Origin of the sequence: Micromonospora sp. M61 (assembly GCF_018070245.1) — a bacterium.
Classification (GTDB): Bacteria; Actinomycetota; Actinomycetes; order Mycobacteriales; family Micromonosporaceae; genus Micromonospora; species Micromonospora zamorensis.
Window position 1 is genome coordinate 1 of sequence record NZ_JAGPYA010000023.1, and the last position, 26,675, is coordinate 26,675.

General features: G+C 72.1%; 25 protein-coding genes and 1 pseudogene. 14 read left to right on the forward strand and 12 right to left on the reverse strand.

The features are described from left to right. A pseudogene (locus KBX34_RS15255) lies at positions 1-471 on the forward strand (cell division protein FtsH); the annotation flags it as partial. Positions 472-506: 35 nt separating this feature from the next. Further along, positions 507-1,166 carry a GTP cyclohydrolase I FolE gene (folE, locus tag KBX34_RS15260; protein ID WP_088950542.1) on the forward strand — a complete coding sequence of 220 codons (660 nt, stop codon included), beginning with the start codon at positions 507-509 and terminating at the stop codon, positions 1,164-1,166. A 90-nt stretch (positions 1,167-1,256) separates the two neighbouring features. Here the strand turns inward: folE and KBX34_RS15265 are convergent, their stop codons facing one another. Then, the gene (locus KBX34_RS15265; RefSeq protein WP_088950541.1) at positions 1,257-1,976 is read right to left on the reverse strand and encodes a hypothetical protein; all 720 of its coding nucleotides are present in this window, start codon (positions 1,974-1,976) and stop codon (positions 1,257-1,259) included. 28 nt (positions 1,977-2,004) lie between these two features. Next, positions 2,005-4,566 (reverse strand): FtsK/SpoIIIE domain-containing protein, encoded by a 2,562-nt coding sequence (locus KBX34_RS15270; RefSeq protein ID WP_210925524.1) that lies wholly within the window; start codon positions 4,564-4,566, stop codon positions 2,005-2,007. 195 nt (positions 4,567-4,761) lie between these two features. On the opposite strand from KBX34_RS15270, the gene KBX34_RS15275 reads away from it, so the two are divergent. Next, entirely contained in the window at positions 4,762-5,316 is a 555-nt protein-coding gene (locus KBX34_RS15275; protein ID WP_210925585.1) for a hypothetical protein, read from the forward strand. 3 nt (positions 5,317-5,319) lie between these two features. On the opposite strand, the gene KBX34_RS15280 is transcribed toward KBX34_RS15275, so the two are convergent. The 7 genes from KBX34_RS15280 to KBX34_RS15310 form a co-directional block, all read right to left on the reverse strand. Continuing rightward, on the reverse strand, positions 5,320-5,919 hold the full coding sequence (locus tag KBX34_RS15280) for a hypothetical protein (protein ID WP_088952070.1): 600 nt from the start codon (positions 5,917-5,919) through the stop codon (positions 5,320-5,322). Between the two features lie 13 nt (positions 5,920-5,932). Beyond that, positions 5,933-7,093 (reverse strand): M23 family metallopeptidase, encoded by a 1,161-nt coding sequence (locus tag KBX34_RS15285; protein WP_210925526.1) that lies wholly within the window; start codon positions 7,091-7,093, stop codon positions 5,933-5,935. Further along, on the reverse strand, positions 7,090-7,647 hold the full coding sequence (locus tag KBX34_RS15290) for a hypothetical protein (RefSeq protein ID WP_210925529.1): 558 nt from the start codon (positions 7,645-7,647) through the stop codon (positions 7,090-7,092). Before KBX34_RS15290 ends, KBX34_RS15285 begins: the two co-directional genes overlap by 4 nt. After that, entirely contained in the window at positions 7,644-9,599 is a 1,956-nt protein-coding gene (locus KBX34_RS15295; protein WP_210925531.1) for an MFS transporter, read from the reverse strand. Before KBX34_RS15295 ends, KBX34_RS15290 begins: the two co-directional genes overlap by 4 nt. A gap of 1 nt (position 9,600) precedes the next feature. After that, positions 9,601-12,990, reverse strand: coding sequence for an ATP-binding protein (locus tag KBX34_RS15300; RefSeq protein WP_210925533.1), 3,390 nt, complete (start codon positions 12,988-12,990; stop codon positions 9,601-9,603). Positions 12,991-13,060: 70 nt separating this feature from the next. Continuing rightward, positions 13,061-13,423 (reverse strand): hypothetical protein, encoded by a 363-nt coding sequence (locus tag KBX34_RS15305; RefSeq protein ID WP_007466101.1) that lies wholly within the window; start codon positions 13,421-13,423, stop codon positions 13,061-13,063. A gap of 13 nt (positions 13,424-13,436) precedes the next feature. Continuing rightward, positions 13,437-13,751 (reverse strand): hypothetical protein, encoded by a 315-nt coding sequence (locus KBX34_RS15310; protein WP_074315118.1) that lies wholly within the window; start codon positions 13,749-13,751, stop codon positions 13,437-13,439. A gap of 356 nt (positions 13,752-14,107) precedes the next feature. On the opposite strand from KBX34_RS15310, the gene folP reads away from it, so the two are divergent. The 7 genes from folP (at position 14,108) to KBX34_RS15345 (ending at position 18,709) form a co-directional block, all read left to right on the forward strand. Next, a complete protein-coding gene (gene folP / locus KBX34_RS15315) occupies positions 14,108-15,010 on the forward strand; it encodes a dihydropteroate synthase (RefSeq protein WP_210925535.1) in 903 nt (300 codons plus the stop codon). After that, entirely contained in the window at positions 15,007-15,375 is a 369-nt protein-coding gene (folB, locus tag KBX34_RS15320) for a dihydroneopterin aldolase (RefSeq protein WP_099849121.1), read from the forward strand. The genes folP and folB overlap by 4 nt, the downstream gene beginning before the upstream one ends. Further along, positions 15,372-15,899 (forward strand): 2-amino-4-hydroxy-6-hydroxymethyldihydropteridine diphosphokinase, encoded by a 528-nt coding sequence (folK, locus tag KBX34_RS15325; protein ID WP_088950532.1) that lies wholly within the window; start codon positions 15,372-15,374, stop codon positions 15,897-15,899. Before folB ends, folK begins: the two co-directional genes overlap by 4 nt. 19 nt (positions 15,900-15,918) lie before the next feature. Next, positions 15,919-16,458 (forward strand): DUF3180 domain-containing protein, encoded by a 540-nt coding sequence (locus tag KBX34_RS15330; RefSeq protein WP_088950531.1) that lies wholly within the window; start codon positions 15,919-15,921, stop codon positions 16,456-16,458. Positions 16,459-16,575: 117 nt separating this feature from the next. Then, entirely contained in the window at positions 16,576-17,790 is a 1,215-nt protein-coding gene (locus KBX34_RS15335) for an ABC transporter permease (protein WP_210925537.1), read from the forward strand. A 53-nt stretch (positions 17,791-17,843) separates the two neighbouring features. Continuing rightward, on the forward strand, positions 17,844-18,152 hold the full coding sequence (locus KBX34_RS15340; protein ID WP_088952069.1) for a hypothetical protein: 309 nt from the start codon (positions 17,844-17,846) through the stop codon (positions 18,150-18,152). 65 nt (positions 18,153-18,217) lie between these two features. Then, positions 18,218-18,709 carry a hypothetical protein gene (locus KBX34_RS15345; RefSeq protein WP_141911579.1) on the forward strand — a complete coding sequence of 164 codons (492 nt, stop codon included), beginning with the start codon at positions 18,218-18,220 and terminating at the stop codon, positions 18,707-18,709. 93 nt (positions 18,710-18,802) lie between these two features. Here KBX34_RS15345 and KBX34_RS15350 read toward each other — a convergent pair whose 3' ends face one another. Further along, entirely contained in the window at positions 18,803-19,807 is a 1,005-nt protein-coding gene (locus KBX34_RS15350; protein ID WP_210791309.1) for an ABC transporter ATP-binding protein, read from the reverse strand. Positions 19,808-19,809: 2 nt separating this feature from the next. Here KBX34_RS15350 and KBX34_RS15355 point away from each other — a divergent pair, with 2 nt between their 5' ends. The 4 genes from KBX34_RS15355 to KBX34_RS15370 all read left to right on the forward strand — a co-directional run bounded on the left by KBX34_RS15355 (position 19,810) and on the right by KBX34_RS15370 (position 24,143). Then, the gene (locus KBX34_RS15355) at positions 19,810-20,496 is read left to right on the forward strand and encodes an ABC transporter permease (protein ID WP_099849114.1); all 687 of its coding nucleotides are present in this window, start codon (positions 19,810-19,812) and stop codon (positions 20,494-20,496) included. Next, a complete protein-coding gene (locus KBX34_RS15360) occupies positions 20,493-21,233 on the forward strand; it encodes an ABC transporter permease (RefSeq protein WP_088950526.1) in 741 nt (246 codons plus the stop codon). The genes KBX34_RS15355 and KBX34_RS15360 overlap by 4 nt, the downstream gene beginning before the upstream one ends. A 201-nt stretch (positions 21,234-21,434) precedes the next feature. Beyond that, entirely contained in the window at positions 21,435-22,439 is a 1,005-nt protein-coding gene (locus KBX34_RS15365; protein WP_210925539.1) for a glycine betaine ABC transporter substrate-binding protein, read from the forward strand. A 108-nt stretch (positions 22,440-22,547) separates the two neighbouring features. Next, complete coding sequence (locus tag KBX34_RS15370; protein WP_210925540.1) at positions 22,548-24,143, forward strand: hypothetical protein; 1,596 nt, start codon at positions 22,548-22,550, stop codon at positions 24,141-24,143. Positions 24,144-24,161: 18 nt separating this feature from the next. Here the strand turns inward: KBX34_RS15370 and KBX34_RS15375 are convergent, their stop codons facing one another. After that, on the reverse strand, positions 24,162-25,349 hold the full coding sequence (locus KBX34_RS15375) for an NADH-quinone oxidoreductase subunit D (RefSeq protein WP_172862124.1): 1,188 nt from the start codon (positions 25,347-25,349) through the stop codon (positions 24,162-24,164). Next, positions 25,346-26,647, reverse strand: coding sequence for an SAM-dependent methyltransferase (locus tag KBX34_RS15380; protein ID WP_247671856.1), 1,302 nt, complete (start codon positions 26,645-26,647; stop codon positions 25,346-25,348). The genes KBX34_RS15375 and KBX34_RS15380 overlap by 4 nt, the downstream gene beginning before the upstream one ends. Positions 26,648-26,675 lie beyond the last annotated feature (28 nt).

A 26,675-nucleotide genomic window follows, 5' to 3' on the forward strand; every position in this document is an offset into this window, starting at 1 on the left:
CTGGCCCGCGCGATGATCACCCAGTACGGCATGAGTTCCAAGCTCGGTGCGATCAAGTACGGCACCAGCGGAGACGAGCCGTTCCTCGGTCGCAACATGGGCCACGAGCGGGACTACTCCGACTCGGTGGCCGCCGAGATCGACGGCGAGATGCGGGCACTGGTCGAGCTGGCGCACGACGAGGCCTGGGAGATCCTGGTGGAATACCGGGACGTCCTGGACAACATCGTGCTTGAGCTGATGGAGAAGGAAACCCTCTCCACGGCCGACATGGCGCGGATCTGCTCCCGGGTGGTCAAGCGTCCGCCGCTGGCTCCGTACAACGGCTTTGGCAAGCGCCAGCCGTCCACCGAACCGCCCGTGCTCACCCCCGCGGAGAAGGACAAGCTCAAGGCGCAGGCCGAGGCTGACGGCGCGCAGGCGTCCGTCGGTGGCGGGGCGCCGTCCAACAACTCGGACGGCACGCACTGAGCAACGACCCGACGGCCAGCTCCCCCCACCGGGAGCTGGCCGTCTCCGCGACCGAACCCGACGACGAGCTCGACTTCGTGGCCGCGCGGCTGATCAGCGGCAAGCTGACCGGCCGCCCGGTCGAGGACGCCGTCGACCTCGGCCGGATCGAGAAGGCCGTCCGCGAGATCCTGATCGCCGTCGGTGAGGACCCGGACCGCGACGGGCTCCAGCAGACCCCGGCCCGGGTCGCCCGCGCGTACGCCGAACTCTTCGCCGGCCTGCGGGTCGACCCGGCTCAGGTGCTCAGCACCACCTTCGAGGCCAACCACGAAGAGCTGGTGATCGTTCGGGACATCGACGTGATGAGCCTCTGTGAGCATCACCTGTTGCCGTTCCGCGGCAGCGCGCACATCGGCTACATCCCCGGCCCGGACGGGCGGATCACCGGCCTGTCCAAGCTGGCCCGACTGGTCGAGGTCTTCGCCCGTCGACCCCAGGTGCAGGAGCGGCTCACCTCGCAGGTCGCCGACCTGCTGATGAGCAAGCTCGCCCCACGCGGCGTCGTCGTCGTGCTGGAGTGTGAGCACATGTGCATGGCGATGCGCGGCATCCAGAAGTCCGGTGCCAAGACCATCACCTCAGCCGTGCGCGGCATCCTGCAGACGGACTCCAAGTCGCGGGCCGAGGCGATGGCGCTGATCATCCCCCGCTGACACCCCTGGACACACCACGGCCGGCCGACCCCCTCCCGGGACGGCCGGCCGTTTCCGTTGCTGCCCGTCCTCCCGGGAGACCCCGGTGGGTCAGCCGGCCAGCAGGGCCAGCAACAGGCCGGCCGTGACCAGCACCGCCGGCACCAGGCACACCAGCGCGCCGAAGCGCACCGTACGGTCCAGCCGCTCGGCGGGGCCCACACGGAACAACCGACCGATGCCCACCCACCCGGCGACGAACGCGACCGCCGGCATCGGCAGCCCGCAGATCAACGCCGCCACACTGGCCGGCCCGATGCCCGTGGCCGCGTAAACCGCGACCTGGATCAGCGGCACCACCAGCGCGAACGGCCCGTACACCAGGAGGTTGCGGGCCCGCGCCGGCCACGACCCCGGCCGGAACCGGCCGCGCGCGGCCAGGGCCGCGTCCGCCGCCTCGGCCCGACCCCGCGCGGCCCGCAGCGCCGCCAACACCGCAGCCGGGCCGCCCGCCATCGACCGGGCCGCCTCGGTCAGCTCCGGCGGCGACGGCACCAGGGAGATCGCCGGCACGCCCAGCTCCCGCAGAAGTTCCTGCTGACTCGCGAGCCCACTACGGACCACCGTCAGCTCCTCCCGGGCAGCCTCCGCCGACCGGGCCTGCTCACCCGCTGCGGCAGCCGCGCTGCGGCGTACCCCGTCCAGCTGACGTGCCGCGGCCAGATACTCACCCCAGGCCGCGCCGGGCTCGACCGCCGTCGGCGTGGCGTCTCCGCCCGCCGCGGCGGCGCGCTGCCGCCCCGGCCCGGTCACCGTCGCGTTCGGACCCATCTCGACACCCCCCGCTCGCGTCACCGGATCAGCCGGCCTCGTCGGCGAACGGCACCAGGACCCGGCCCCGCTCGTCCGGGCCGTCCCAGAGCACCGCCCGGTCGGGGCGGGCCCGCCACTCCACCGGCCGCCCGAAGACCGGAGTGAGCTGCGCGACCGGCACGTCCAACACGACCACGGCGGCAAGCTTGTCGACCTCGCCCGCCGGCTCGAACAGCGCAGCGAACGGCGGCACCGCCCGCCACCAGCCCAGCAGGTGTCTGCCGGCCGGCGGCCCGTCCCGCAGGAGCGCCCGCAGCCGGTCCACCGGCAGCTCCCGGGGACCCGGCCGGTCCAGGCCGAAGACCACCAGGTACGTCGGCAACTCGTCGGCCGGGTCGGCGAGCAGCGTCGGCAGATCCACCATCTCGGCCGAATGCCGGGCCGCCAACTCGGCCGTCAACGCCTCCGCCAGCGCTCGGGAGCCCGGGTCCGGTGCCGCCACCAGGAAACGGGCGGTGCCCGGCGGGTGATGGTCCGCGGTGCTCCGGGCCGCCGTGACCAGCAGCCCGCCCGCTGCGACACCCGACCCCAGCACCGCCAGGTTGCGCCCGGCCGCAGGCCCCAACGGCACGGCGACCGTCGAGCGGGTCACGTCCACCGCACGACCCAGCAGAGCGGCCGGACCGTGGGCCTGCCCCGCCAGGGCCGCCCGGTGTCGCGGATCGTTGCTCAACAGGGGTCGGGCGTAACCGGCGAAGACCACAGGTGGCACCGAACCGGCCGGCCGGGCCGCCCACAGCTCGTGCCGCAGCGCCTCCACCACATCCGGGTGGTCCTGCGGGTCGGGGTGACGGATCAACCGTTCGTGACCTCGGATCGCGCCCCGGGGACCACCGAGCCCACCAGCGGTGTTGACCACCGCACTGCCCACCGGCAGACCAGCCGCCGAATCATTCGTCGGCTCCAACACCGGGCTGCCACCCGGCAACGCCACCCGCACCGGGAACTGCCCGAGCACCGAATCCCGGTGACCGGCATCCGCGCGGGCATTCAACCCCAGCTCACCCGCACCGGCCAGCACCAGGTGCACGCCGTACGCCCGACCGGCCCGGGCCAGCCCGTCCAACTGCGCCGCCACCTCGGCCGCCAACCGGTCCCGTTCGGCGAAGAGCAGCGGCACATTGTCCAACACACAGACGATCCGTGGCAGCTGCCGATGCTGACGCAACTCCGCGAAGCGCTGCCCGCCAGCCCGCGCACCGGCCTCCGTCCGCCGCTGCACCTCGGCCATCAGCTCGTCGAGCAGATCCCGGACGTACTCCCGGTCGGCGGCCATCGCGGCAGCGCGCACCTGCGGAATCCACGACCGGTCGCGCTCGGTCTGCAGGAACTCCACGAAGGACTCACCGTCACCGAGATCCACCAGGTAGAGCTCCAGGTCCTCCGGGCCGTACCGGGCGGCCAGACCGAGCAACGCGGTGGTCAGGAACGCCGCGCGACCCCCGGCGGACCGGCCGCTCACCAGCCAGTGCGGAGTCAGCTCGGTGAAGCCCAACGGCACCGACCGGCCCCCGGCGTCACCGACCGTGGTCGTCAACCCGTCCGCGGAACTCGACTCCCACAGCCGCTCACCCGTCGCCGGCAACAGGGCCGCCAACCCCAACCGGGAACCCGCCTCCACCTGCTCGGCGAGCCGCCGACAGACCGCATCGACCAGCTCAGCCGGCGGGTCCGACTCGACGAAGACCGGTGAATTCAACCCACCCGGCGGATCGGCGCCCGGCCCGGCGAAGGACGCCCCCGGCGGATCACCGAGCAACGCGTACGCGTTGCGCAGCACCAATGAGGTGGTGTGCGGCAGCGGCGCCCGGGCCGAATACGGGCCGGCCGGCGGCCAGCCCGCCACCACCAGGTGCAGCCCCGCCGCAGGCCCCTGCTCGGCCAGCGCCTCGATCCGCGCCAGATCACTCGGACCGGCCGAATCCGGCAGCGCCGCGACCACCAACAACAACGTCCGGTCGTGGCGGCGGCGCCCGCTCGCACCCGGCGTGACCCACTGCTCCGCCTCGGTCAGCACCGCACGCAGACTCGTCACGTCCACCGCCGGCGGCGGCAGCAGGCCAGCATCAGCGAGCGCACCGAACGGCGTCAGCACGACACCCGTGGCATCCACCGCGCGAATCAACAGCGCACCCGCCGGTGCCGCGCCCAACAACCGCAGGAGTACGGCCCGGAGCAACCCCGCCACCCGCGGCTCCCGGGCGTCAGCGTCCACGCTCAGATGCCCGGTGCCGACCAGTGGCACCAACGCGGGAAAACGGGCGTCGTCCAACGGCGCCGCCGTGCCGACCCGGACGAACGGCGGCGGACAGTCACCCGCCGGAGTGTCCACGGTGAGCGAGTCCAGTGCCGCGCCCGACCAACCCGGCGCCAGTCGTGCCGCAACCTCCCGCAGGCGGTCGGCCACCTCGTACTGGCGGCGCTGATCGGCCGGAGCGGGTCGGGTCTCGTCCAGGATCCCGGCAGCGGCGGTGGCGACGGCCGCCGCCCGGCGGTGCAGAGCTGCGGCGCGGTTCGTACGTGCCTTCGGACCGGCCACCGCGTCCACCCCCTCTGCCCGAGGTTGGCAACCCCTCCCGAGCAGAGACGGTATCCCAGCCGGGTCCGCTCCTCCGGGAGGTGCCCCGGCGATGCGCCAGGGATGTCGTGGATCTCACCGGTGGGGAGGGGTCCGTCACGATCCGCTGGATCTGAGGCTATTGGCTCCGAGGCGTCCAGCCGATAACTTCAGGAGGTGGAATCAGTGCAGCCCCCCGCCGGTTCCCAGGTCTCCCGCGTACCGGCCCAACGGACACCGTCCGAGCAGCTGCCGCCGGCCGCGCCAACGCCGGCGCCGCAGCCGCCGCGCCGCCGAATGCGGACGGTGCTCACGGTCGTGGCTGGGGTGCTGGCGCTGCTCTGCCTGGGCGGGATCATTGCGGGATATGTGCTGTACAACCGAGCGGCAGCCCCGGATCGCAGCACTCCGGACGTGGCTGTGGTCAACTATCTTCAGGCAGCCCTCGTCTCTCGCGATCCAAGCCGAGCAAAATTGTTTACCTGCGATGGCACGGTCTCTGCGGTAGACGAGCTCGCCGCCCAAATAGCCGGACGAGAGCAAGAGCTGGGCGTCTCATTCTCGATCAATATCGAGAATGTTGCTGTTTCTAACACCGCTGCTGCAGACGCATCCGTGATCGCTGTCATCCGGCGCAGCGCCTCAATTGACGGAGTTCATCAGAGCTTGGCGGACACTTGGCGGTTCGAGGTGAGGGACAGGGATGGGTGGCGCGTCTGCGCCGGCATGAGAATTAGCTGACTCTTATTCGATCCACAACAGATGGACCGGGACCTCCAGCGTGGTTGGGGACTGACCGCGCCAAGCCCAGCGGTACCACTCCACCTCGGGCGTGATCCGCACGCAGATGTCCCCTTCGGCACCGGAGTAGGTTTCGGTGACCGCTCGCAGGTCGCGGTGCTCCAGACCGCCCTCGACGTGCACGACCCGGCGCCCGGTGACGGCGTCCGCCTCGAAGACCGGTGTGGGGGTCCGGTGTGCCGGACCGTCCAGCGAGACCAGCCGGATTCCGGTGTCCCGACCACCTTCCGAATCAACCTGCCTGCCGACCGTCTCCACCCAGACCCGCTCCACCGGCACCAGCGGCGCGAACACCTCGACCTGGTCGGCCTCGGCGCGGTACCACTCGTGCTCGGGGATCACCGGCACGTAGGTCCGTGCGCTCTGCACCACCCGGTCGTCCGCGCGCAGGTCGCCGCGCCAGCCCAGCCCCGGCAGCCCGACGAGAACCCGGCGCCCGCGGAGCTCCACCCGCTCGGTGGCGGGGACGATGGTCAGCGGACGGGGTGGCCGTGGTGCCCAGTCGGGCTGGTCGGCGAACGGGTCCGGCAGCGGTCCGGTCATCCCCGTGGCGGTCTCACTCGGCGGCGCGCAGCGGGGCACCCCGTGCGCGCATGAACGGGACCGGATCGACCGCGCCCCGGCTGGACCGGTCGTTGCGCAGGTGCACCTCGAAATGCAGGTGCGGCCCGGACGAGTTGCCGCTGCTGCCAACCTGCCCGATGACCTCACCGGCCGGGACGATCTGATGCAGTCTGACGCGCGGCTGAACCACCATGTGGCAGTACCGGGTGATGTAGCCGCCAGCGTGCAGCAGGTCGACGTACCAACCGCAGCCGCCCTTGTCGGGGTACCCGTCCACGTCGCAGTCCCGCCGGCCCCTGTTGTCCGGGTCGCAGCGGGCGACCAGCACCCGACCGGCTGCGGCGGCGCGAATCTCGGTGCCCTTGGCCGCGCCGATGTCCACCCCGTTGTGGCTGGGCCGGCTGGCGGTGCGAAAGCCGGAACCGACGTCGCCAGGGATCGGCGCGGTCCAGCCGGAGGCAGCAATCTCGCCACGCTCGGCCGCGTCGCACACCGCCTTGCCGTTGATCTCGACGGTACGGGCCGCCCCACCGGCCAGCGCATCCACGATCTTGCTGGCCAGCTCCTCGTGCTTGGCGTACGCGTCCGGATAGGCGCTGATCTGAACCTGCTGCGCCACCACTGTCAGCGGTCGGCGTTGCCAGCTCCGGACCTTGACGAGCTTCTCGTAGAACTTGCCAGCCGTGTACGAGGGGGTCATCCGCTCGGCGACCGAGCCCCACCCCGGCCGCTGCTGGAACAGGCCCAGCGAGTCGTGGTCCGCTCCGACGCCCTCGTGTGGCAGGGCCAGGGACTCGGGCACGTCACTGTTCGCCAGGTTGCGCAGCGCGGACTCCTGCATCGCGGTCGCCAGCGCGATCACCCAGCCCCGGGAGGGCACCCCCAGGTCCTGGCCGACCTTGATGATGATGGCAGCGTTGCGGACCTGTGCGTCGCCGTACTCGGTGAACCGCGGCAGCTCGCCCACGATGTCCACCGGGCGGATCGGGCCGCAGCCGAAGCCTGCCAAGGAGTCCCCGTCCTCACCGTCGCCGCCGAGCCCACTGAGGAAGAACGCCGCAGTACCCCCGGTGCAGCAGAGAAGGAGAAGCACACCGGTGAGGATGCTGGCGATCACGCCGATCCGCACTGACCGCCGGCTGGCGCCGGTCATGGCCGTTCCCAATCCACCACGTCGACCAGCCAGCCCCCAGCCGCAGCCACCAGTTCCAGCCGCAGTCGGCCGTTGTCGAGCGGCAGTAGTACCTCGACGAACGTCTCGGTGCGCGCCCGCACCGACGGTGCGCCGCTGACCTTCTCGGCCGGGACGCTCTCGGGATCAACACCGGCGAGCTTCTCGGTCAGCGCCGGTGTGGACAACGGCTTGAGGCCGTCCTGCCACTGCTCAGCGGTCATTCCAGGTCGGCCGAGCCAGGCTGCGGCAAAACGGTCGGAGGTCTGCTCCGGCGTGCCGGCGCCGGGCGACGTCACGGGTGACGGTGGCGCCGGGCTGGTGAGCACGCCATCGTCGCCAGCCGTCGGGTCCACGGTGGTGATCGGCCGGTTCGGCCGGTTACTCAACCCGTCCGCCGGAGCGGCCGGGTCGGAGATCAGCCGTGCCGCCCCGAGCACACCGAGGACGATCACCGCGATGACCAGTGCCACTCCCAGCCGGGACCGCAGCGCTCGGGTGAAGAGAAACTCCAGAGCCCGTCGCATCGCCGTCACCGTGCCTCTGAGCGCACCCGCGGTCCGGTCCGGTCCGGCGTGCGCTCCGTGGAGCCCGGACGGTAGACCACGAACGACGGGTTCTCGGCCGGCACGTCCGGCTCGGTCCACGTCGCCGGCTGCCGGCGACGAGGTTGGGGGGCGACCGGACGACCTCGGCCTCTGGTCTCCTCCGCCGGTGCCTCGTCGGGCCGTTCCCGACCGTCGGGTCGCCCGGCGCCAGCACGCTGGCCCTCGGCAACAACCGTCGGCGTGGAGACCGGGTCCTCCCGGCGGGCCTCCGGGCGCAGCCGGGTCTGCTCCGCGTTCGGCGACCGTCGACGCCCACCCACCGGTTCGGCCGTGCCACCCGGCTCGGCCACGTCCAGTCGCGCGGCTGTCCGCATGTCCCGGAAGAACCGGCGGTGCCAGGACCCGGCGGAGCTGACCGCTTCGCTGCTGTCCTTGCCGCCGAGTTGGGTGATTCGCCGGTACGGCCGCAGCAGCAGCCAGCCGACCACGCCGCAGAGCCAGACCAGCACCACCTGGAGCCAGCCCGGCAGGGTGGGCGTGCTCATGACCAGGTCGACAGCGAACAGATAGACGGCAGCCCCGGTGCCGAAGATGGCGATGTTGAAGACGGCGGCGACGACCGCGTTCGCCAGCCGGCGCAGCCCAGCACTGGCCGGCCGGAGCAGACCGACCGTGCCGAGAATGGGTGCCGCGATCACCGCCCAACGGAAGATGAGGAAGCCCAGCAGAACCAGCAACGACGCAGTCAGGTCGAACATCGCGAACAGAAACGCGGCCAGCATCGCGATGAATCCCGCGCCCACCCGATCCATGTCCCGCACACCCTGGAGATACTCGTACGCCTCCGGGTCCTCGGTCTGGATCTGCTGGGCCACCCGCGCCCACTGCTGCTGCTTCGCCTGGATCGTCGCCTTTCGGGTAGCCGGGTTGGCGCGCATGGATTGAGCCTCGCCCCACGTGAGAGACCGTGCGTCGTACAAGGCCGGTCCGTATTTGCGGGCGGTCTCGCTATCCGCCGAACCAAGCACCCCACGGAGCCAGTTCCGGTAGAGCATGGTCTCGGTGGCGGTGTCACTGGCCCGTACGGCCGGGGTCCGGAGATCCTTGCAGCGGTTCGGGTCAGGATCGATGCACCGTCCCGGGTCCGGCTCCTTCGCCTGCGGTCCAACGGCGTCGTGGACCACGCCGAGACTGGTGACCAACGCACCGTCCGCGATGTTCGCCGACTTGACCGGCCAGGCGGCCAGGGCCGTGACCGCGACCATCACGAGCAGCGCCCAGCCTGCGGTGGTCATCGCGTTGCTCATGTCCGATTGGCGGGACCGCCAGAGCAGATAAAGCCCCACTACGCAGAGGGTGACGATGCCGAAGACGCTGAAGACCTTCTGGTACACGGCCTTGGTTGCCTGCTCGACCAGCGGGTCGGCCCAGCCCCACATGGAGCCCGGGTCCCAGGCTCGCTCTCGCAGCGCGTTGGACGCGCCGATGATTGCGGTGGCGGCCATGAACTCGCCATTGGCAATAGTGGTGGTGAACTTGTAGTCCGGATGAAGCACGCTCGACGCGCAGCCACCCTCAATGTCGTAGGTGGAATAGCTGTAGCCCCCGTAGCCGTACAGGCTGTATCGGCCAGCTACGCCATTCGTTCCCTCCGCTGGCGGCGCGGCGGCGAACCAGCCGGCGAGTCCAGAGTCCGGCGTGCCGGGGGTCGGCGCGTTACGACACTTGACCTCGTCCTCACTGACCGCTTGGAGCTTTCCCACGCAGGCCCGGAAGTCGGCCTGCCACTCGGCCGTGGTGCAGAGGTCGGCGCGGGCCTGGGCCACGGGCGGTGCGGCGGCTGCGGCTTCCGCTCCGATCAGCGGCCAGCTGAGTGAGGCCCCGGCCAGTACGCCGAGGGCGAGCAGGAACGACACGATCCTCGCTCGGGCCCTCGCCATGTCACGCCTCCAGATCCGGCAGGGGGATGCTCGGCAGCACTCCGGCCGCCGCGGCGATCGCGGCGGGCGTCGTGTCGAGGTGGTCCAGGAGCCCTTCGACGTACGAGACGTCGACGCGGACCTTCTGTACCCGCCCGTCGACGTCGCGCATCACGAACTCGCGGAAGCCGAGCCGGTTGGACGAGCTGGTGTCGGCGGCGGAGAGTGAGGCGAGGGTGGCTTCGTACCCGTCGTTGACGGGCACCCGCAGCAGTCGTAGTGCTTCGGAGGCGATCTCGGCGTCCTCGGCGATCCGGCCGACGAAGACGGTGGAGACGAGGTTCTGCACGTCGAGGCCGAGGATGTCCTTGGGGTTCTGCGAGGCGACCAGCGCGGCGAGGTTCCACTTGCGGGAGTCGCGGGCGAGCCGGACCAGGAAGGAACGCCCGGACCGCCAGCCCTCCATGAAGTGCGCCTCGTCCAGGCCGACGAGCTTGCGCGACGACATCGAGCCGCCGTAGCAGCGGCGTACGGCGAGCCGGTGCGCGGTGTGCAGCATCGGCAGCGCCAGTGCCTCCTCGGCTGACCAGTACTCCCGTTCGATCTTGAGGTCGGGCAACCGCAGCCCGGCCATGGTGATCACGGTGAGTGCGGCGTCGGCGCCGAGCAGCCCCTCCGGTGGCCGGCCGAAGAAGAGCATGGCCAGGGGCATCTCGGCGGTGTCCAGCAGGAGGTTGGCCAGCTCCTTGCCGGCGTCGTCGTCGAGGCGCCCGAGGCAGCTCACGACGTCGTCCAGGGTGGACGTCTCCTCGGCGGGGACCTGACGGACCGCGTGCCGGAACAGGGTGGCGGTCGACGCCTCCCGGGCGACCTGCGGCGGAACGAGCATCATGCAGATGTCCTGGACCAGCATTCGCCGTTCGGCCCGCGCGTTGGAGACCGCGATCTCGAACTCCCGGTCACCGGCGGCCCCGGCGCCGAACTCGCTGCGCAGTGGCGTCGGGATGAGCGAGTAGGGCGCCAGGGTGCCGTGCTCCGAGCCGGTCAGGTTCAACACCCGGGAGTACGGCCGCAGCTCGGGCATGGCGCAGAGTCGGGCCAGCGGCCCGGACGGGTCGAGCAGGGTCACCTGGACACCTCTGCGGGCGGCCAGGTAGCCCAGCGCGCCGAGCAGGGTGGACTTTCCACCGCCCGGTTCGGCGACGAAGACAGCGAGCCCGGAGCGTTCCCGGACCTCCATGGGGAAGTGCAGGTCGAGGAAGACCGGGCGGCGGCAGGTGCCAGCGGTCCGGCCGATGAGGTCGCCCCGCCGGTCGCCCACGTTCGATGCGGCCTGGGGGAGTGCGGCGGCCAGCAGCGGCACCGGCATGCGGCGAACGTAGCCGGTGTTGGCGATCGGCTCGCCGGGGATGAACTCGCGGGCCAGCCAGTCCTGGTTCTTCGGGTGTTGCAGCGAGATGCGCAGCTCCCGGGAGTAGAGCTGGATGAGCCGGCGGGCCCGCTCCATGCACTCCTCCCTGGTCCGGCCGCCGACGGCGATCCGGTGCCAGCCGTGCGCACGGGCCGAGTCGACCGGCAGGCCGGTGGTCATCTCGTCGCCGATCACCAGCGCCCGCTTGGCCAGTCGCTCCAGCTCCGGCGGTGCGTCGATGCCGTGCTCGGCGTAGTCGAGCTGCTGGGAGCGGATCATCCGTAGCCGGTGTTCCAGGTTACGGAAGGAGTCGCCGGAGCCGAGGATGTCGACGCGGGTGGAGATCTCCATCGGCCAGGGCAGACGCTCGTGGAAGTGCAGCCAGGGCTCGTGCCGTTCCGGGATCTCCAGCGGCTCCATCCGGCCGACCGCGAGCACGGCCACGTGCCGTTCCTCGCCGGTCATCCGGTTGACCAGCTTGACTGTGGAGCCGTACGGGGTGCGGTAGCGCTCGACCTGCTCGGTCAGGGCGAGCAGGTCACCGCGCTCCCATTGCCCGTTGGTCACCGGGGAGAGCCGCCCGGGGGGTGCCATGCACAGCGCCACCGAGCGGTAGAGCAGCCATTCGAGCTCCTGTGCGGTGACCCGTCGACCGCGCATGCCAAACGCGCCGAGCACCTCGTCGAACTGCTCCACGGTGCGGCCCAGCTTGCGGCGTTCGCCGTCGGCAGTGCCCCGACCGAAGGTGCGCAGCAGGCGTTCGGTGAGCGAGTCACCGAGGGATCGGCGGGCGAAGGTGACACCGAGGTAGGTCTGGCCTTCGGCGTGGTTGACCGCCATCAGGTGCCGCTGGGCGGCGACCAGGTGGTCCGCCCAGCCGGTGGTGCCGGGAACGTCGGCGAGCGGTGCGGCGGTGTGGGCGTCGATGGTGCGCGCCCACTCGTCGGCGGGGAACGGCCGGGTGGTGCGGCGCAGGTGCAGCCGGAAGCCGGCCAGGCCGGCGTACTGCTCGGAGATCGCCGACAACAACGCTTCGCGTTCGGCGTCCGGGCGGAACGCCCAGCGAACCTCGGGCAGCCAGTACCAGGCGGTGACCGTGTTGGGAGTGAAGGTCAGGTGACCGGCGATCTCGGTGATTGCCAGCTCGACCGACGGGTCCCGGTCACCGAACTTGATCTTCGGGGCGCGGATCCGGGTCGGCTTGGTCGGCCGGTCCTGGCGGCTCGCACCACGTTCGCGGGGTGGGGCGACCTCTTTCCCGGCACCCTTGGGTCGCTCCGAGTCGGCGGCGCGGCGCTGGGTCCCCTCCAGAGCTGGCCGGGCCGCTCTCGCGCGGACTGCCGGGCGATCCACCGGGGCGGTTGGTCCGCCAACCGGCGACACTGGCTGGTCCACCGGTGCCGTCGGCCGTGCGGTGGGCGCGGTGTCAGGTTGTCGGGTCGTCGGGCCGTTGGTCCGCGACCCGGATGTGCCGTCGGCGGTGACGTCGGGCTCGCGCGGCGGACGGACCATCGGCAGCCGATCGCCGGCCTGATGCGGCACCCGTGACTCGCCGCCCAGGTGAGCGCCGCCGTGTCGGGGCTCGACACTGCGGCCGCCGGCCTGGTCGTCGGGCGTCCACGGTGGCTCCAGCTCGGGAGCCGGTCGAGCTGGTGCCGGGAGCTGCTGCTGCGGGATCGCCGGCTGCTCCCGGGTGCTCGGGCCGGCCGTGACGGCCCGTGCCCCGCCGGGCCGAGCGCCGCCGAAGAGGTCCAGGAAAGGGGAGTCGATGTCGGCGTTCTCGCCGGCCGAGACCGCGCTGGGCTCGGCCGGGGGCGTCCGGCGAGGAATCGGCCGGGGCGCCTGGAACACGCCGACCGCGCCGTGGCCGGGTGACGTCACCAGCGCGGGGTCGAGCGCCACCTCGTCCTCATCCTCGGTGTAGTCGAACGAGTGCGCACGGTGACCTGCCGGTCCGGCCGGGCGGCCGGCCGGAGAACCCGGCGTGGAAGAGCGGCTCATGCGACCGCCTCAGCGACTGTGGGCACAGTGTCGCCCGCGTCGTGCGACGGACCAATCGGCGTACGCCCGGTCATGCCAGCTCCTCCCGAATCCTGATCCGGCTGCCGACCAGCCGCGGATCGCGCTGCTCGATCGCCGGCTCCCGGGTGCGTCGCCAGTCGGTCAGCGCGGTGCGGATGACCACCCGCGCCGGCCGATCGGGGTCGACGTGCCGGAAGATGAACGACGTGGTCACGATGGCGAGCGCGATCTCCCAGGCCGGGAAGAGCTCGACCGTCAACGTGAACAGCCAGTGGATGAACATGTAGAGGGGGACCAGCAGCATGAAGAGCCCGTACTGGGCGTAGGGCAGGTGGACCGGAAGGGTGTAACCGGGCGGCCCGAGGTAGACCAGGCGGGCCCGGTAGATGTCGTCGTCGGTGCGCAGCCGCATCTGGTGAACGCGCCTATTCGAAGATCAGGTCGATCAGGTAATCGCCGACGAAGAAGAGTGTTGCCGCGCCAGCGATGAACGCGAGCCCGACGATGGCGATCGCGGAGCTGGTCAGCACCTTGGAGATCTCGCCCCGGCTGGCGCGACCGATGAAGATGACGCCCAGGACGGCGAGCAGGATCGGCGCGATCTTGCTGGCGAAGAAGGTGACGACACTGTTGGTGTCGATCCCCTTCGGTGCCGGCTCCGCGAGTGGAGTCGACGCCAGAGTGGAGAGCGCGTGGGCGACGCCCGAAGACGCCGTCTCCATGAGCTCGAAGGCGATCACTGGAACCTCCCCATAGCGCGGCCGGCGGTGCCGCGGCGGTGCAATGGACGAACCTGGCGGGAAATGTGCTCCACAGGGCGCAGCGTTCTTGACCCTGCGTTCGTTACTCACCACGGAGGGTGGCGAGGTTTGGGCGGTTTTCCCCCGCTTCGGCCCTCCCTCCAAGCTTCGCCATCTCGATGCTGGCCAATTCCAAAGCGTACGGGCCGCCCCGGATTGCGACAAGCCGCGAAGGCCCTGCCCGATGCTGCCCGAATGACCGATCGTACACCTGTTCTAACGAGCACGTCAGGGGTGGTGATGGGAGCCCGACCCGGGCCGGCGAACGCCGCTGCCGCGACCGGTACCGTCTAGTCGTGACCGATCTGGTGCGGGCTCCGGGCCCGGTGGTGATGGGCGTCCTCAACGTCACACCGGACTCCTTCTCCGACGGCGGACGGTACGCCGACCTCGAAGCGGCCGTCGGACACGGCGTCCGTCTGCGCGACGCTGGCGCGCACCTGGTCGACATCGGCGGCGAGTCGACCCGTCCGGGCGCCGAGCGGATCGACGCCGCGACCGAGGTCGACAGGGTCCTGCCGGTCATCCGCGAGCTGACCGCGGCGGGCGTCATGGTCAGCATCGACACCAGCCGGGCGCGGGTGGCGGAAGCCGCCCTGGCCGCCGGTGCGGCGGTGGTCAACGACGTCTCCGGCGGGCTGGCCGACCCGGACATGGCCCGCGTGGTACGCGACGCGCACTGCCCCTGGGTGCTGATGCACTGGCGGGGGCACTCCCGCACGATGCGCGAGCTGGCCACCTACACCGACGTGGTCGCCGACGTCCGAGCCGAGCTGGCCCAACGCATCGACGCGGCGCTCGCCGCCGGGGTGGCCGCCGACCGTCTCGTCGTCGACCCCGGCCTCGGCTTCGCCAAGACGGCCGCGCACAACTGGGAGCTCAGCGCCCGACTGCCGGAGCTGCTGGACCTCGGCTACCCGCTGCTCTTCGGGGCCAGCCGCAAGTCCTATCTCGGTGGGCTGCTGGCCGCCCCCGACGGCACCCCACGGCCGACCGCCGAGCGGGAGGCGGCCACAGTGGCCACCAGCGTGCTGGCGGTGGCCGCGGGCGCCTGGGGCGTACGCGTGCACGACGTGCGGGCCACCGCCGACGCGCTCGCCGTCTGGGCCGCGACCGGCAGCCCGCGCCTGGCCGGCGCGCACCACGACCGCCAGCAGGGCGCGCGCAGCCACCACCACCGGCAAGAGGTGCAACGATGACGACGGACCGGATCCAGCTGACCGGCCTGCGGGCCCACGGCCGGCACGGGGTGTACGACTTCGAGCGGGCGCAGGGGCAGGACTTCGTGGTCGACGCCGTCCTCGAGCTGGACCTCGCCCCGGCCGCTGCCAGCGACGACGTCACCGACACCGTCCACTACGGCGAGTTGGCCGAACGCCTGGTCGCCGTGGTGACCGGCGAGCCGGTCAACCTGATCGAGACCCTCGCGGACCGGCTCCTCGCGGTCTGCCTGGCCGACGAACGGGTCGGCGTCGCCACGATCACCGTGCACAAACCGGAGGCCCCGGTGCCGCACACCTTCAGCGACGTGGCCGTCACCATGACCCGGGCGCGTGCCCGGTGACCCGGGCGGTGCTGTCGCTCGGCAGCAACCTGGGCGACCGTTTGGAGCACCTGCGCACGGCTGTCGCCACGCTCGGCGACGCCGTGCTCGTGCTCTCCGGGGTGTACGAGACTCCACCGTGGGGCGACGCCGACCAGCCCGCGTACCTCAATGCGGTGCTGCTGGTCCAGGACGAGAGCGCGACACCGCGCGACTGGCTGGAGCGGGCCCGCGACGCGGAGCGCGCGGCCGGTCGCGTGCGTGACCCACAGCGGCGGTTCGGGCCGCGGACCCTGGACGTGGACGTGATCGCCGTCTGGGGCGACGACGACGAGCCGGTGCTCAGCGACGACCCGGAGCTGACCCTGCCGCACCCACGGGCGCACCTGCGCGCCTTCGTGCTGCGACCGTGGATCGACATCCAGCCGTACGGTCGGCTGCCCGGTCACGGCTGGCTGACCGACCTGCTGACCACCGGCCCCGCTGCGGACGAGGCGCTGGAACTGCGTCCTCGGCCGGAGTTGGCGTTAGAGTCGACGGCATGACCGAGCGGAGCCAGCCGGCATGACGCAGGCGAAGTCCCCACCACCGGGCGGGTCGGGCCCGGACCGGTCCCGGATGGGTCCCACCCGGATCTCGACCCTGGTCGTGGCCGCCCTGGCCGCCGCGGCGGTGGCCTGGCTGCTGATCAGCACCCTCTACTACAGCGGCATCCCCCGGCTGCCCTGGCTGCCGGTGGTGACGCTGGCCGGGCTCGCCGTGCTCGAGGCGTATGCCGCGATCAACACCCGGGGTCGGATCGAGCGCAAGCCCGGCCGGGAGCCGGTCAACCCGCTGATGGTCGCCCGTTTCGTGGTGCTGGCCAAGGCGTCGGCACTGGCCGCGGCCATCTTCGCGGGGTTCTACGCCGGGCTGACCGGCTGGCTCTTCGTGGAGACCACCCGCGCCGCCCTCGACGACCGTCCGGCGGCGGCCGGGGGCCTGCTCGCCTCGCTGGCTCTGGTCGGTGCCGCGTTGTGGCTGGAGCGTTCCTGCCGGGTGCCGGAACGCCCCGACGACGAGCGCGAGCAGGACCCACGGGAGAGCCGCCCCGGCCAGCGCTGAGCAGGGGGTTACGCCCGGCTGCGGGCGCGGGTACGGTGCCTGCGATCGGGGAGCAAGGGCCGCCCCTGTTCGTCCGCGCGCCGGACCGGGGACGGCCGGCCACTGGGGAGGCGGCGTATGGGGTACGAAGAAGCTGGCCGGGACCGGTCGGCGGAACCCTCGTCGGGGGTGCCCGCCGCCGTTCTGGAGAACGTCTTCGACGACCCCACCCACGGAGAGCCCGGCCGGGACCGGATCGGCGTGCACCTGGGCTGGGAGTTCCTGCTGCTGGCCGGGCTGGCGGCCCTGGGCTGGCTGCTCTGGCAGGAAGACTCGGCTGCCCTGCGCGGCGACAACCTGCGGACGCTGCTGGTCGCCGCGGTCGGGCTGGGGCTGCTCGCCCTGGCTGCCGGGCTGAGCCTGCGGACGGCGGCACCGAACCTGGCCGTCGGGCCGATCGCGCTCGCCGCCGCCCTGCACTACGCCGAGCAGGGCGATCGGGGCCTGCCGGCGTCGGTCGGCCCGGCCGTGGGCGTGGCCGCGCTGGGTGGGCTGGCGCTGGCGCTGGTCGTGGTGGTGCTGCACGTGCCCGGTTGGGCTGCCAGCCTGGCCGGCGCGGCCGGTGTGGTGGTGTACATCGAACGTCGGTCGGCGCCCGTGCTGGTGCAGGGCGACTACGACCCCGGGCACAACGCCGGTTATCTCATCGCCGGCTTCGCCGCGGTGGCCATCCTCGGCGGGTTGTTCGGCGCCACCCGGGCTGTTCGCCGGCTGGCCGGCCGGTACCGGCCGATCGCCGATCCGGCCCGTCGGCGGGGCACGTTGGCCGCAGTGGTCACCGCTGTCGCGTTGGTCGGTTCCAGCGTGCTGGCCGCCCTCGCCGGCGTGCTGTTTGCCGCCAACGGCCTCGAAGCGGTTGCGCCCACCTCGGGCCTGGACTGGACGGTGCTGGCGGTGGGGGTGGCCATGCTCGCGGGCACCAGCGCGTACGGCCGTCGGGGTGGGGTGTTCGGCACGGTGCTGGCGGTCGGAGTGGTCACCCTCTTCCAGACGTACGCGCCGGAGCGTGGCTGGACGTTGAGCAACTGGGCGGTCGGCGGGGTGGCGCTCGGCGTCGGCCTGCTGGTCACCAGGCTGGTCGAGACGTTCGGGCGGCCCCGACCGGGCAGCACCGACCGACCCGAGCCGGTCGGCGACGGCACGATCAGCACGGGTTGGACCATGCCCCAGTCCCGGCCGGTCGACAACTGGCCCCCGACGCTGCCGACCCCCGCCGCGCCCCAACCGGCCGACCCGTGGCGGGATCCGCGCTGGGAGGACAGCCCACGCCGGTGGGACACCGACGAGCGGTGAGCCGCGTCGCGTCCGCCGGGCCGGGGCTGATCTCGACCGTTAGGCTCGGCGACATGACCGACACACCTGCCGCCGCCCCCGGCGGAACCTCGTTCGAGGAACTCGACGCGTTGTCCACCGAGGAGTTGCGGGAGCGGGCGTTCGCCCTGGCCCGGGAGCGTCGCGACGTCAAGTTCTACTGGTCGGTGCTGCGGCACCTGCCGAACGCGGACGAGGCCACCGTGCTGGACGGCGCACCGAACTCGATCGGCCCGACGATCGACGAGGCCAACGCGCTGTGGCGGGAGCTGACCGGTCACGGTTATGAGGAGTCCGCGCCACTGCTGCGGGCCGCCTTCATCGACTACCTGATGAAGCACTGAGCCGCTCGGGGCAGCCCAGGTCCGCCCGAACGACCGGTTCGGGGCCTGGGCGGATCACGTCGCTCATGCACCGATCCGGCCCGGTCGGGCGCTACGGCACGGCGGCCGGCACCGGTGCTCTCGCCGTGTTGCTGCTGGTCGGCATCTGTGGCAGCCCGGCCTTCACCAGCTGGGCCGGTACGCAGACCGACCCGGACTCGGCCGCCGCCTTCTACGTGCGCCTGCTCGCGTGGCCGGCCTGGCGGCTCGACGCGGACGGGCAGGCCGGCGGGTTGTTCGCCGCCGACGTACGGGCTGTGCTGCTGGTGGTTCTCGCGGTGGGCCTGCTCTACCTGTTGCCCGCCGCCCAGGTCGCCCGGGTGCCCGGCTCGGTCAGCCAGTTCTTCTCGGGCTGGGCCGCGTACGTGTTGGCTGGCGGGCTCGCCGCCGTGCTCGCGGCGCTGCTCGGGCCGAACCCGTCGATGCTGGGTGCCCTGCAGGATGCCAGCACGGGCGCCGGCTACGGCTTCCTGACCGGGTGGATCATCGGCACCGCCAGCCTCGGCGGGCGCGCCTGAGCCGGTCGCCCGTACGGCCGGCGGCCACCTGGACGTGACCGCCTCCGGCAGCGGGACCGGGCCGCCGACTGCGGCAGCCCGGTCGTCGTCGGGTCAGTGTGCCGGGCGGCCGAGGTCGAGCAGCCGCTGTCGGCTGAGCGTGCCCACCGGCCGGCCGCCGTCGGTCACCACGAGTTGGTCCCGTCCCGAGGTGAGCAGCACGGCCAGCGCGTCGTACGCGGAGCCGTCCAGCGCGACGGTCGGCAGGTCCGCCGCGGCGTCCCCGGGTACGGGTTCGAGCGACTCCCGGTCCAGTGGAGTGACCGCCAGCCGGCGGATGCCCCGGTCGGCGCCGACGAACTCACGCACGAACGGGGTGGCGGGTGCGCCGAGCAACGCGGCAGGCGTGTCGTACTGCTCCAGGTGCCCGCCCTCGGAGAGCACCGCGATCCGGTCGCCGAGCCGGACGGCCTCGTCGAGGTCGTGGGTGACCAGCACGATCGTCTTGCGGACCTCGGCCTGGAGGCGGAGGAACTCCTCCTGGAGGCGCGCCCGCACGATCGGGTCGACGGCCGAGAACGGCTCGTCCATCAGCAGCACCACCGGGTCGGCGGCGAGTGCCCGCGCCACCCCCACCCGCTGCCGCTGACCGCCGGACAGTTCGTGCGGGTAGCGACCGCCGAACTCGGCCGGGTCCAGCCCGACGAGGTCGAGCAACTCGTCGACCCGTGCCCGGGTCTGGTCCTTGGGCCATCGCAGCAGGCCCGGCACTGTGGCCACGTTGGCCCGGACCGTCTGGTGTGGAAAGAGGCCGACGTTCTGGATCACGTAACCGATTCGGCGGCGCAGTCGGACCGGGTCGACGTCGGTGACGTCCTCGTCGCCCAGCAGGATCCGGCCGGCGGTCGGCTCGATCAGGCGATTGATCATGCGCAGCACTGTCGACTTGCCGCAGCCGGACGGGCCGATCAGCACCACCAGCTCGCCGGCCCGGACGTCCAGGCTGAGGTCCCGGACGGCCTCGGTGCCGTTCGGGTAGCGCTTCTGGATGCCCTGTAGGCGGATCGGCGCCGCGCGAGGGGATTCGGCCACGTCGGCGGCCTCCGGGGTAACGTCCACGTATGTCCTTCCGCCTGAGCTACCGGGCCGACCCGGGTAACCCCTGGTTCTCCTGGCAGTACGTGCGGGACAACTCTGACACGATCCTCGCCGCGGTGCGCGAACACGCCTCCCTCACCGGGCGAGCGGTGCTGTTCGCGGTGTTGATCGCCCTGCCGTTGTCCGTTCTGGCGTACTGGTTCCGCCCGCTCGCCGGCCCGATCCTCGCCGTCAGCGGGGTCGTCTACACCATCCCGTCGCTGGCGCTCTTCGCGTTCATCGCCCCCTACCTGGGCACCGGGACGACCACGGTGCTGGTCGGGCTGGTCCTCTACGCGTTGCTGCTGATCGTGCGCAACGTGGTGGCCGGGCTCAACCAGGTGCCTCCGGAAGTCGGCGAGGCCGCCGAGGGCATGGGCTACGGCCGGTGGGGGCGGCTGTTCCGGATCGATCTGCCGTTGGCGCTGCCGGGGATCGTCACCGGCGTACGGTTGGCGACCGTCTCGACCGTGGCGTTGGTCACAGTCGGGGTGCTGGTCGGGCACGGCGGTCTCGGGCAGTTGATCTTTGCGGGTTTCCAGAACAACCTCTACAAGGCTGAGATCATGACCGCCGCGCTGCTCTGCGTGGCGCTCGCGGTCGTGCTCGACCTGCTGCTCGTCCTGGTCGCCCGGCTGGTGACCCCCTGGTCCGCCCGGAGGGCACGGTGAGCGTCGCGGACAACCCGATCGGCCAGGCGATCGTCTGGATCAACGACCCACTCAACTGGACCAACCCCGGCGGCATGCTGGACCGCCTCGGTGAGCACCTGACGATCTCGGCGATGGCGGTGGCGCTCGGCTGCCTGGTGGCCTGGCCGGTCGGGCTCTGGCTGGGGCACCTCGGCCGGGGCGGTGGCCTTGTGGTGCTGGTGTCCAACGCCACCCTGGCCATCCCCACTCTGGCGCTGTTGACCATCCTGCCGGTGGTCTTCGCCAGCGGCTTCGGGCGTACGCCGGTCGTGGTGGCGTTGGCCGTCTTCGCCGTGCCACCGCTGCTGGCCAACGCGTACACCGGGGTGCGGCAGGTGGACCCGGAGGCCCGCGACGCGGCCCGGGGGATGGGCCTGTCCGGCGGGCAGCTGCTGCGCCGGGTCGAGTTGCCGCTCGCGGTGCCCTACCTGGCGGCCGGTTTCCGGACCGCGGCGGTCCAGGTGATCGCGACCGCGGCGCTGGCCTCGTTCGTCAACGGCGGTGGCCTTGGCCAGATCATCCGCACCGGGTTCGGCCTGGGTGTCGCGGTCGGCGGGGGTCAGATCGTCGCCGGCGGTGTGCTGGTGGCCGGGCTCGCGCTTCTGGCCGAGGTGGTCCTCGGCGGCGTCGAACGACTGGTCACCCCCCGGCCACTGCGGCGCGGCCGGCAGCGCCTCGGACGGCCCCGGCCCGCCGACGCCACCGGGAACGCCTGACCCGTCCGGGTGAGCCCTGCGTCGAGCCGACGACCCGCATCCATCCGATCGGTGACGATGCGGTGACGAAGTCCACCTCAGGTTGTCGGTCGGTTCCGGAGCATGTTGGGTGGATATTCGCGGGCGACCGACAGTCAGGATCGCCCGTCGGACACGCGGCCGGCCCGGAACGGGCCGCGCCGGGACACGGAAGGCGGGCACATGCGCGCAGGTTCACGTCTGGCGATCGGTGCTGTCGGCGTCGTCGCCGGGGCAGCACTCCTCACCGGATGCGGTGGCGCCGGCTCGTCCGGCACCGACGCACCCCAGACGAGCGCCTCCGGCGCCGGGTGCGCCCCGGTCGCCGGTCAGCAGCTCATCGCTCTGCAGGACGACAAGAAGCTCCAGAACTCCGACAACGTCATTCCCGCGGTCAACAGCAAGGCGGCCAACCCGCAGCTGATCGCCGCACTGGACAAGGTCTCCACCACGCTCGACACCCCGAAGTTGATCCAGCTCAACAAGGCCGTCAACGAGGACCGCAAGACCCCCAAGGTGGCGGCCGAGGATTTTGCCAGCGCCAACAACCTCACCGCGGGCATCGCCAAGGGCCCGGGCGGCGACATCACGGTGGGTGCCGGCAACTTTGCCGAGAGTCAGATCCTGGGCGAGCTGTACCGGATCGCGCTCACCGCCGCGGGCTACCAGGTCAAGGTGCAGCAGATCGGCAACCGTGAGCTGTACGCGCCGGCGCTGGAGAAGGGCGAGATCCAGGTCGTCCCGGAGTACGCGGCGACCATGGCCGAGTTCCTCAACACCAAGGCCAACGGCGCCAACGCCCAGCCGATCTCCTCGCCCGACATCAACACGACGGTGACCGCGCTGAAGACCGAGGGCGACAAGGCCGGCCTCACCTTCGGCACCCCGGCCGCCGCTCAGGACCAGAACGCCTTCGCGGTGACCCAGGCCTTCGCCGACAAGTACGGCGTTCGGACCCTGTCCGAGTTGGCCGCGAAGTGCTCGGGCAGCGCGACCGTGCTGGGTGGCCCGCCGGAGTGCGAGCAGCGTCCGTTCTGCAAGCCGGGTCTGGAGAAGACCTACGGGCTGTCGGTGGGCAAGTTCTCCTCGCTGGACCAGGGCGGACCGCTGACCAAGAGCGGCCTGCGTGACGGTTCGATCAGCGTGGGCCTGATCTTCTCCTCGGACGGCGCCTTCGCCACGAGCTGACCTCTCCCCCAGGCGCTGAGGACGCCCCCGCCCCGACCCGGGCGGGGGCGTCCGTGCGTCCGGGGACCCCGTTCCCTCCGGCGAATCTCCTCGGTAGGCTGCACATCCATGCCAGCCCCGGCCACCTCTGACGCCCGACGTCAGCCCCCGCTGTTGACCATGCTCTTCTGGGCGGGCGTCGCTCTGGGGCCGGTGGCGGCGCTGATCCTGCTGGTCGCCGACGGCAACGGCCCGCTGCGCTTCGCCGCGGTGCTCGCGATCCTCGCGGTGGTGCTGATCGGTCTCTCCATCGCGTTGCGTCCCGACGCGGAGGGCGCCTCGGCACGAGCCGACGAGCTGCTGGATGAGATCGAGGAACTCCGGCGGGAGTTGCGCGCCGAGATCGTGGCCGCCGCGCAACGCGGCAACCAGGCACTCGACCAGGCGCAACGTGCCCAGGAGGGGATCGTCGCGGTCCGCCGCCGTCTCGACGCCAGCGGTGCCGCCCTCGCCGGCGCCGCCCCCGCCGCCGAGCCGGCCGGCGCCGGGCGGGCACGAGTGCCAGCCGTCGAGCCACTAGTGGACGACGTGCCGGTGGCCCGTAGCCGGGTCCAGGCACCGGGTGAGGCGTCCGCGGGCCGCGCCCGGGTCGCGGGCCCGGCCGACGCACCCCGGCGGGCTCGCTCCGAGCACAGGGAGGATGACGAGCCGGCGTACCCACGGGAGACCGCGACCCCGCCGGTTGCCTCCGGGATGTACGGCGCGGAACGGCCGGCCGCCGCCGCGTACGGCTCAGCCCGCCCCCGGGAGCACGACCGCCCCGAACCGGGGCACCGGCCGGGCGTGGTCCGGCACACCGAAACCGTGCACGTCACTACAAGGCACACGGTGGTGGATGGCGGGCCGGCCGAGCCGGCTGGGCGTTACGGCGCTGGATACGCGGGCCAGTGGACCCCGCCAGCGCAGGAGTGGACCGATCGGCGCGACGCGTACGCCCAGCCCGACGAGCCCAGCCCGGCGGCGCGGTCGCATCGCACACCGGAGAGTCCCGACGCGCCCTCCTGGGACGACCCGGACGATCGTGGCTGGTCCGAGCAGCGCGATCGGGCGGGTGCCGCACCGCAGCCCGGGCCGCCCCTGCGAGCCGACGACACCGGCGAGTACTGGTCGCAGTTGCGGGCCGGCGACCGGTGGGCCGCCGTCCGCGACGACGAGAACGGCCGTGAGCTGCGGGTCGGCGAGCGCCGGGCCGAGGTGCACGCCGACGCCAGCGGCACCGAATACCGGGTGGCCGACCGCTGGGCCGAGGTCCGCCACGAGGAGCCGCGCCGCCATGACGAGCCGCGCCGGCACGAGGACCCGCGCCGTTACGACGAGCCGCGTCAACACGAGGAGCCGCGCCGCTACGACGAGCCGCGTCAACACGAGGAGCCGCGCCGCTACGACGAGCCGCGCCAACACGAGGAGCCGCGCCGCTACGACGAGCCGCGCCGGCACGAGGAGCGCGAGTCGTACCACCGGGCCGAGCCGACGGACCGGCCGGCGCTGCCGACGGGTGGCGTCCCGGTGCCGGAAGAGTGGCGTCCACCGCGCCAGCGCGGCCACCAGGCCGAACCCGCCCCGGAACGGGCCGGTCGACGCCGGGTCGACGAGCGCTACGGCTACCCGCCGCAGGACGACGTGCCGCGTGCCGGTGGCACCCCGCCCGGCGACCGCTGGCGCTGACCGGTCAGACCGCCCGGCTCACTTGTCGATGTCGCCGACCACGAAGAACATCGAGCCGAGGATCGCGATCAGATCCGGCACCAGGCAGCCGGGGAGCAGGGTCGCCAGCGCCTGCACGTTCGCGTACGAGGCGGTGCGCAACTTCAACCGCCACGGCGTCTTCTCACCCCGGGACACCAGGTAGTAGCCGTTGATGCCGAGCGGGTTCTCCGTCCAGGCGTACGTGTGCCCCTCCGGCGCCTTGAGCACCTTCGGTAGCCGGGTGTTGATCGGCCCGGTCAGCTGGTCCACCCGGTTCAGGCACTGCTCGGCGAGGTCGAGCGACGCGTACACCTGGTCCAGCAGCACCTCGAAGCGAGCGTGGCAGTCGCCGGCGGTGCGGGTGACCACCGGCACGTCCAACTCGTCGTACGCCAGGTAGGGGTCGTCGCGGCGCAGGTCCAGGTCGAGCCCGGAGGCGCGGGCCACCGGCCCGGACGCCCCGAACGCGGCGGCGTCCGCGGCGGACAGCACGCCCACGCCCACCGTCCGGGCCAGGAAGATCTCGTTGCGCCGGATCAGGTGGTCCAGGTCGGGCAGCCGCCGACGTACCTCGCCGATCGCCGCGCGGGCCCGACCGGTCCAGCCGTACGGCACCTCTTCCTTGAGGCCGCCCACCCGGTTGAACATGTAGTGGATCCGGCCGCCGGAGACCTCCTCCATCACCGCCTGGATCGTCTCCCGCTCCCGGAAGGCGTAGAAGATCGGCGTGATCGCCCCGATCTCCAACGGGTACGAACCGAGGAACATCAGGTGGTTGAGCACCCGGTTCAGCTCCGCGAGGGCCATCCGCAGCCAGGTGGCCCGCTCCGGCACCTCCATGCCCATCAGGCGTTCCACAGCGAGCACCACACCCAGCTCGTTGGAGAACGCCGACAGCCAGTCGTGCCGGTTGGCCAGCACGATGATCTGCCGGTAGTCACGCACCTCGAACAGCTTCTCAGCGCCCCGGTGCATGTAACCGATGATCGGTTCGCAGGCGACCACCCGCTCGCCGTCGAGCACCAGCTTCAGCCGCAGCACACCGTGCGTGGACGGGTGCTGCGGGCCGATGTTCAACACCATGTCGGTGCCGAGCTGCTGGTCGCCGGTGCCGGCGACCAGCCCGGCCCCGGTGCCGACGGTCAGTTCACGAAGGTCCCCGGCGTCGGTGGTCATGCCCGTCATCGTGCCACGGCCGGCTCGTGCGGGATGCCGACCGGTTGGCGCAGCCACCAGTGCCCGCCGAGCCCGGCCGGATCGGTCAGCTCGGCCACCGCCGACGCCGCGGCCAACGCCCGCACGTACCCCGCCGGGTCGGTGCCGGCCAGGCTGAGCGGCGGTCGGCCGCCGTCGGCCCCGAGCGCCCGCAGCGCCTCCCGCTGAAGGACCAGGGAGTACGCGCACCGGGCGACCTCAGAACCAGCGGAGGCGACCGAGTCCATGGCCACGTGCGCTGTCACATCACTCGACCCGTCCGGCACCGGAGGCACCTGCCGCCCACCCCGATACCCGGTCAACGTCCCGTCGACAGGCCGGTCGCCGCTCAGGTGCCCGTAGTCCACGGCCACCGCGAGCCCTCGGCTGATCTGTCGTACCGCGTTGGCCCACGCTTCATCTCTGCTGCGGCCGATCTCGGCTCGTAGGTAGTCACTGTGGGGGGTTTCCGGGCAGCCCCGCCCGCGACGGGCGGTCAGGCTTGATCCCTGCGCCGGCCGGGCTGCCCGGAAACCCGACTCGCTTGCGCTGGCCGCGTCCGGCCAGGTCAACCCCAGATCCGGCTCACTGGCAGCACTCTGCGGGCTTGTGGGGCTGGGCCACCAGGTGGTGAGCCAGTCGAGATCGGCGGGGCTCACCCGCTCGCCGAGCTCTTCTGCGCCGCTTTCGGGGTCGACCAACACGTATCGCCAGCCGTCGGCGGTGTGCACCGCCACGTCGAGTGGGACGTTGTCCAACCACTCGGTTGCCAGCAACACCCCGTTGATCTCGGCGGGGATCTCAGAGGTCCAGGTGATCTCTTCGGGCAGGTTCTCGGGGCGGCTCGCGTACTCGACCGCTGTGAAGCGCACGCGTTCCGCAAGCGACGGTCGAGCCGTGCCGGACGACGGCTCGTCTCCCAGTGGACGGGCGGAGGCCGTGGGAGTCAGGGTTTCCGGGGAGCCCGCCCGCGTAGGGATCAAGCCTGACCGCCCGGAGCGGGTGGGCTCCCCGGAAACCCCGACCGCAACCCCGGCGGCGTCTCCCACAGTCAGCAGCAGAGTGCGGAGCAGCTCCCCGCGCCCAGCCCCCACGTCGACCACATCGAGCCGGGACGGGTGGCCGAGACCAGCGTCGACGTCGTAGATCAGCCGCAGCAGCGCCGTGGCGAAGGCGGGGGAGGCGTGCACGCTGGTCCGGAAGTGGTCGGCCGGTCCGGTGCCGGCGACGAAGAAGCCGTTCGGACCGTAGAGGGCTCGGCTCATCGCGTCCCGCCACCGGATCGGCATCAGATCACCTCTGGGTCAGCGTGGGTCA